Origin of the sequence: Bacillus sp. 0909A (assembly GCF_036765115.1) — a bacterium.
GTDB lineage: Bacteria > Bacillota > Bacilli > Bacillales > Bacillaceae > Bacillus > Bacillus mojavensis.
Map to the genome: position 1 here is coordinate 1 of NZ_JBAIZU010000014.1, position 6,469 is coordinate 6,469.

At 36.0% G+C, this 6,469-nt stretch carries 7 protein-coding genes and 3 pseudogenes; 5 read left to right on the plus strand and 5 right to left on the minus strand.

The window, feature by feature from the left end:
• Together V6D42_RS20180 and pucE are read left to right on the plus strand one after the other, a co-directional pair.
• The coding region (locus V6D42_RS20180) for a hypothetical protein (protein WP_333514380.1) at positions 1 to 130 on the plus strand (130 nt) is incomplete at its 5' end.
• On the plus strand, positions 121 to 636 hold the full coding sequence (pucE, locus tag V6D42_RS20185) for a xanthine dehydrogenase subunit E (RefSeq protein WP_333514376.1): 516 nt from the start codon (positions 121 to 123) through the stop codon (positions 634 to 636). The genes V6D42_RS20180 and pucE, both read left to right, overlap by 10 nt.
• 445 nt (positions 637 to 1,081) lie before the next feature.
• On the opposite strand, the pseudogene V6D42_RS20190 reads toward pucE, so the two are convergent.
• Together V6D42_RS20190 and V6D42_RS20195 are read right to left on the minus strand one after the other, a co-directional pair.
• Positions 1,082 to 1,545 (minus strand): annotated as a pseudogene (locus V6D42_RS20190) (SMI1/KNR4 family protein).
• A gap of 67 nt (positions 1,546 to 1,612) precedes the next feature.
• Positions 1,613 to 3,132, minus strand: a pseudogene (locus tag V6D42_RS20195) (ribonuclease YeeF family protein); the annotation flags it as partial.
• Positions 3,133 to 3,341: 209 nt separating this feature from the next.
• On the opposite strand from V6D42_RS20195, the gene V6D42_RS20200 reads away from it, so the two are divergent.
• The gene (locus V6D42_RS20200; RefSeq protein ID WP_333514377.1) at positions 3,342 to 4,472 is read left to right on the plus strand and encodes a Rap family tetratricopeptide repeat protein; all 1,131 of its coding nucleotides are present in this window, start codon (positions 3,342 to 3,344) and stop codon (positions 4,470 to 4,472) included.
• The gene (locus tag V6D42_RS20205; protein WP_268287869.1) at positions 4,472 to 4,603 is read left to right on the plus strand and encodes a hypothetical protein; all 132 of its coding nucleotides are present in this window, start codon (positions 4,472 to 4,474) and stop codon (positions 4,601 to 4,603) included. The genes V6D42_RS20200 and V6D42_RS20205 overlap by 1 nt, the downstream gene beginning before the upstream one ends.
• Positions 4,604 to 4,646: 43 nt before the next feature.
• On the opposite strand, the pseudogene V6D42_RS20210 reads toward V6D42_RS20205, so the two are convergent.
• Positions 4,647 to 4,834: pseudogene (locus V6D42_RS20210) on the minus strand (hypothetical protein).
• 460 nt (positions 4,835 to 5,294) lie between these two features.
• Between V6D42_RS20210 and V6D42_RS20215 the strand changes: the two are divergent.
• Complete coding sequence (locus tag V6D42_RS20215; protein ID WP_326203740.1) at positions 5,295 to 5,381, plus strand: hypothetical protein; 87 nt, start codon at positions 5,295 to 5,297, stop codon at positions 5,379 to 5,381.
• 71 nt (positions 5,382 to 5,452) lie between these two features.
• Here the strand turns inward: V6D42_RS20215 and V6D42_RS20220 are convergent, their stop codons facing one another.
• Both V6D42_RS20220 and V6D42_RS20225 read right to left on the minus strand, forming a co-directional pair.
• Positions 5,453 to 6,115, minus strand: coding sequence for a hypothetical protein (locus tag V6D42_RS20220; protein ID WP_333514378.1), 663 nt, complete (start codon positions 6,113 to 6,115; stop codon positions 5,453 to 5,455).
• Between the two features lie 165 nt (positions 6,116 to 6,280).
• Positions 6,281 to 6,469 (minus strand): hypothetical protein (locus V6D42_RS20225; RefSeq protein WP_333514379.1); only part of this gene is annotated, 189 nt, incomplete at its 5' end.

A 6,469-nucleotide genomic window follows, 5' to 3' on the forward strand; every position in this document is an offset into this window, starting at 1 on the left:
GATCGCCCTTACTCCGGCCATTATAAAGGCCATACATGATGCCGTCGGCTGCTGGGTGAACAAGCTGCCGATTTCGCGTGAAGAGCTGCTTGATGCGATAGACAGAAAGGGGATAAAACAATGGACGTAAAAGAAGCTTTCTCTGCAAGAAAGCAGCGGTTCCGAATGACCGTGAATGGAATAGAGCAGGAGGTTGATGCGGTTCCTACAGCTCGCTTGAGTGACCTTCTGCGGACGGAATTCCAGCTGACCGGAACTAAGATATCCTGCGGAATCGGCCGTTGCGGAGCATGCTCCATTTTAATTGACGGAGAGCTGGCCAATGCGTGTATGACCATGGCTTATCAAGTAGACGGCCATTCCATTACAACAATCGAGGGAATACAAAAAGAAGAACTGGATATCTGCCAAACAGCTTTTCTGGAAGAAGGCGGCTTCCAATGCGGATACTGTACCCCAGGAATGATAATTGCACTTAAAGCACTGTTCGAGGAAACCCTGCATCCCACAGATGAACAAATAGAAGAAGGGCTGGCGGGGAATTTGTGCCGGTGTACAGGGTACGGTGGGATTATGCGGTCGGCTTGGAGGATCAGAAAAGAATTAAGCAATGAGAAAATTAAGTCCGGCTCTTAAAAACCGGACTTATTAGTCTGAGAAGTTTATTTCTAAAATTGTGAGACGATCAAGAGGTTTTCCTTCATTAACTTTCTCGACCACTATACTAGACACTGTATTTTGCAAAAGCTGCTTTTTTTCTTTGTCTGTCAAATTGCTCCATGACTCTATTAAATCACTGAACGCTCGGCGTTATTTCTTCAAGGGCCTTCAATTCCTCTTTTAGTTGTTTTTCCTTCTTATTTTCCCCGTTCATTCTATCTTTGAATTCTTCATCATTTAACAATTCATTAGCCCAAGCATATTGCCATTTCTTTTTCCGGGTAAGTAGTTTATCTAAATCATCCTGAATTTTTTTCTGTTTTTTTCATTTGAGAATTGTTCTTCAAGATTTTCAATTTCGCTATCTTCTACATCCTCTATACTTGTAAAATGAGGGGCTCTAAATTGTAATTAATTTGACTTAATCGTCCCAGTCTTCATCTTCTTCCCAGTTTTCATTTTTTCAAGCAATCTTTTATAGAAAAATTCAATAAAGCTATCGGCTAGCTTGTCCTGGTATCCAAGCACTCTATCCCAAATAAAAACAGGACATTCATTATTACTGTTCATTTTGTTAGTATCTAAGGCATATGCAAAGAAATCTATATCTTCTATTACAACAAGTCCCTCAGATAAATTAAAGTGATTACGATATTCTTCTGTGGTTTCAACTACAGAAGCTCCACTATAGTCAAACCCCAAAGTATCAATTCCGTATAAGCCACCAGAGCCAAAGTTTTTCAGAAACCATTTATAACTATCAGGAAGTTGTAATTGGAGCTGCTTCTCTATATTAATAATCTCTTCTTCACCTATTCCTCCAGTAAAATAACTGTCTGCTTTATTATCAGTTATAAATTCTATAGTTTTTTCATATAAGTCCATTGATATCTCTCATTCCTTTTATTTTTCATATTGTTTTGCTCTCCACTTCCAATACCTATCTCGGAAAAAGTTGAAGATTCGTAAGACCTTTACGATTTTTTTGATTAAGGTCGATATCTTTCATCGTATATACTCTACGACTTACATCTTTAATTTTCCCTTTCGCCTTTACAGTTCCCTTTATTTCATATGCTTCATACTTTTCTTTATTTAACCAAGGTGGATTTATCTTTTGCCCAGTAAACGGCTTTCTACTCTCATCTAATTTTTTAGCAAGCTGGAGCAGCCTGTCTTTTGCGCTAACATCGTTGATGACATTATAAGGCATGCCACCTGCTACAACTACATCTTCTCGTATGACAAACGGTTTAATTGCTGTTAGTGGATCAGGAGTTTCGTCTAGTTTTTTAGACACTTTTTTGACTGCAGCTTTTCCAGCTGTTTTCACTCCTATTTTAGCAACTGAACCAGCACCTTTTAAGCCAAAGATGTTTACTGCTGCATATGTAAACAATGAGCCTTTGATTCTGTGTCACTGTTCTTTACGTCTCTTACATAGGAGTTTATAATTGCATCTTTAATTGAATTAAATGTGGAATCATAGTGATAAACTGCAACTGCAGAATTAATAAGCATGTCGACAGGATGATTATGTGCCATATAGTCTAATGTTTCAGCTGTCATATCATAAAGAGCTGTAACAGTACCTTTGGCTCCAGCCATCAACTCACATGTGTTTTCAATTTGTGTGAAATACCTCTGTTGATCTTTAGTAAGATTTTCAAAACCAATGTTTTTTGCCATTGAGTAAAATTCATCGGCATCCGCATAATCGTAGTTTTTTAGTCTTTCTTTCAGTTTTTCAATTTCTCGTTCTTTTTCTTCCTTCTTCTTAATCGTCAAATAAGCTTCTGTACGTTTTTCAATATCGCCTTTTTTCTTATGTATGTCGCTTTCTCTATACGCTTTGGCATTATAGTGAATAGGTGTAGCATTTTCCCCTTTTCCTGTTGATTCTTGAAGTTTTTTAAAATCTTGTTGAATGAATTGTTCGTTAGGCTCTGTTAATGCATATTCAGTTGTTAAATCATCATCAACTTGTCCAATTTTATCAATTGTTTTTTCACGTTTCTTATCTGCACTGGCAAGTTCAACTTTAAAGTTTTCTGTTGAAAACAAATCAAGTGGTAGGATATCGTCAATATCATTCAGAATGTTTTTCATTGCTTTCTTCTGTTCAGACATAATAGCCTTTGATTTTTTATAAGCATTTGCGAGTTCATGCTCTAAAAAAGACTCCTCGACGTATGCATCTGACAAGCTGGCTTCCTCTATAACTCCAGAGACACTTGTAAGGAAAGCAAATTTCATATCGATAAGATCAATCCATTGATCTGTAACACCGACATGATCATGATAAAATGCTTTGATATTGTTTGCACCTTTACCTGAAAACTCGCTGTCATCTAAATCAGCTACGTCTTTAAATGCTTTTCTGAGCTTAACCATTTGTGATCTGAGTTCCTTGTACTCTTTTGCGCGTCTATCTGCTTCAGAAAGCAGTGATTTAGCTTCAAATACCTTCATGATCATATCCTTTCTTATCAAGCTTTGTGTTTCACTGATTAACCAAATTTCACCATATAAAGATATCGAGAAATACAAAAAACCTTTTATTGGGAAAATGAACTGCAACGAAACTAACCGAAGAAAATGTTTGCGGTTTTTTTGCGGCATAAACACTTTTTGGAAATGTTACAATATTACAAAAATAGACATAAGAGGGAGGGGTATGTATGGACCAAGTTTTACCGTCATCCCGAGTGGGAGTCAAGATCAATGAATGGTATAAAATGATTCGTCAATTCAGTGTTCCTGATGCAGAAATCTTAAAGGCGGAAGTGGAGCAAGAAATAGAGGAAATGGAAGAGGATCAGGATTTACTTGTTTATTATTCATTGATGTGTTTCCGTCATCAATTGATGTTAGATTCATTGGAGCCAGAAGACAGATATCGGGATCGTCCCACAGTCGATGAACTACTTGAAAAAATAGAAAAACCGCAAAAAAGACTTACAGGCCTTTTAAAATATTACTCATTATTTTTCCGAGGGATGTATGAATTTGATCATAAAGAATACGTGGAAGCGATAAGTTATTATCGTAAAGCTGAGGAAGAATTGACTGCAGTTTCAGATAAAATGGAACAAGCTGAATTTCATTATAAAATAGCAGATGCCTACTATCAAATTGATCAGCATTTTGTTTCCCTGAATCATTTAAAAAAAGCTAAGCATTTGTTTGAAAAAAATCAATTGTATAAGGTGAAAGTGATCGGATGCAATATGATGTTTGGAGCTAATATGTACGATATGTACCGGCTGACAGAGGCGGAATCATATTACCGAGAAGCTTTAAGTGTTGCTGAGGGAATGAGTGAGAAAAAGGCAAAAAGGATCATTGGAGTGATCTTTCATAATTTAGGCTTAGTTTATTTAAGGACCCAAAACCTAAGAGCAGCTGAAGAGCATTTCAAAAAAGCAATAGACATGAAAGAACATCTTGATACAGTGTATGGAGTAAGATCATTATATATGATGGCAAATGTACTTTACCAAAGCAACAAACCTAAGGAAGCACGTTTCTTTTATGAAACAGCTTTAAAACGGGCTGAAGATTCTAATGAAGAAGAATACATGGCGAAATTAAAGATCATTAATTCAATATATGAAGAATATAATGAAACAGAAGTAAATCGAAGCTTAGACTATCTGGAAAAGAAACGCCTGTGGTCTGATTTTGCAGAATTAACAGAAAAATTGGGTGACTTTCATTATGAGCAAAGAAACTATGCAGAGGGAAGAAGCTTCTTAAAGAGAACTATACATGCACAAACACAAATACTTAAGGTTACGGAGGCTATATAATGAAAAAATTTTTAATCAGCTCCGCTTTAATCGGTATTCTTTTTGCAGGTTTATTAAATGTGGAAAAGGTATATGATGCTATGAATGATTCTGGAACTTTCTATGTAGCCGAAAAAGCTATTAATATCTAAGTAATATTATCCTGTTAAACCCCATCTTTTTAAGGTGGGGTTTTTACACAATCCATTTATTCTTTTTTTTATCCCATTTTAACAAACGCTGCCTCATAAGATTCTTAACGGCTTCCCGTATAGCTCGTTCATCTTTTCCAGTCTTTCTCATCAATTGATCCAACGAGGGATTTTTTTCAAGCGGGTCATATTAAAAATAATCCGATACACTTTTTGTTCAAAATCATTCAATTCAATTTCCTCCTTGAGTAAATAATACCGGAACAAACATTCGTTTTTCAACTTGAGATAGAACTAATGTTCGTATAAAATAATGGTAAAGAAGGAGGAGGAAAGCATGGATTCGATTTTAAAACGTTCGTTAACTGAGAAAACAACATTAGATATGATTTATATGAGAAATGACGGTCTTATCACGAAGAGATCAATTATTGATTATTGTTCGGCAGATTAATCAGAGTTACATACGCGCTTATTGTTTCACCAGCCGTCAAACAAAGACGTTTACAATCGAAAATATCCTGGCTGTTTCTCTTGCAGCATATAAAAGAGGGGTCAAGAATTATGCGTAATATTACAGAGAGACAATATGAAACGCTTCAAGGTTATCGAAAAATACATTATCGAAATGGGGTTTGCTCCTACATATAGAGAATTGATGAATATGTAAGGGTTAACCTCACCAAGTACAGTGAAAGGGCTGTTAGATGCTCTGAAAAGAAAGGAATATGTAACTTGGGAAGCGGGGTCACCAAGAACATTAAAAATTATTAAATAAAGAACCCATCGTCATAGATGGGTTCTTTTGGTTATAAATTTAAAAGGAGGCTTTGTGTGGATTGATTAACTTTATTGCATTACTCTTAGTACGGCGAACCCAGCAGTATCAATATCCATTCTCAGTACATAGCTCCTTGTATAGTAGTCAGCTATGTTCCCGAAAGCATACAACGTAAACTGTCCACTTGTTTCTGTGATCCCCATTTTAGGGCTTGTAGCATTCTTTCGAATGATACGGCTGGACTGTTTATCGTTTTTAGCGAATGTACCTTGGAAACCATGGTAAGCTCTTCTTACAGTTAAGCTTCTTCCTTCATGTTTAATATCTGCTTTGACAGAAATGTTGGCATTTGCTGTGACATAGAAGTATTGTTTTCTTAAAGTGTATGTTTTGTATGTGGCTTGGATGTCAGCGTCACTTTTGGTAAGGTTCTTAGGAAGATTTTCTTTTGATGTAGGAGTTATTTCTAGGGAGTAGACAATTCGGCTGCCGTCATCAAATTTAACTTCGAGAGATTGTCCATCTTTGAATTGGAGTTTTTCTGGATCTTGTCCTAATTCTTTTAGTTTTTTCACTTCGAGTTCTGTGTCCATTGCTTGAGACATAGCAAGTTTGGCTTGCATAGCATTTGATGGGGTGTGGACTTGTGGTGTTTCTGACGCTGATGCTGGTGCAACAGGGATCAATAACAAAGCGGCGAGACTAGGCATTAATAAGGATCGTTTTTTCACTCATTCCTACCTCTTTCCTATTTGAAGTTTGATACATTCGTAGTATACTTGAAAAAATAGGAAAATTATAGGATTTATTGTAAAATAAAAGAAAAATAGGAGGAATTTACTATGGCGACTTTAGGTATCATTATTCCGATTATGGTTTGGTTAGGTATCATTTATTTAATTGTTAGATGGTTCTTGAAAAGAAGAAAGAACAAAATTTAACCATAGTAAATCCTTTTTTGCTCTAAGATGTTTGTTTAAGGTGGCAGGAAGGGCTACCTCGAACATTAAAACTTGCAGAGAGAGCCTATCAAATTTGATAGGCTCTTTTTTGTATTTAAAAAAGTAATGCTTTTCAAAACAACG

Bases quoted from the DNA above. Each gene is read 5' to 3' on its own strand.
- pucE (WP_333514376.1), top strand. From the start codon at position 121: ATGGACGTAAAAGAAGCTTTCTCTGCAAGAAAGCAGCGGTTCCGAATG.
- V6D42_RS20200 (WP_333514377.1), top strand. From the start codon at position 3,342: ATGGACCAAGTTTTACCGTCATCCCGAGTGGGAGTCAAGATCAATGAA.
- V6D42_RS20205 (WP_268287869.1), top strand. From the start codon at position 4,472: ATGAAAAAATTTTTAATCAGCTCCGCTTTAATCGGTATTCTTTTTGCA.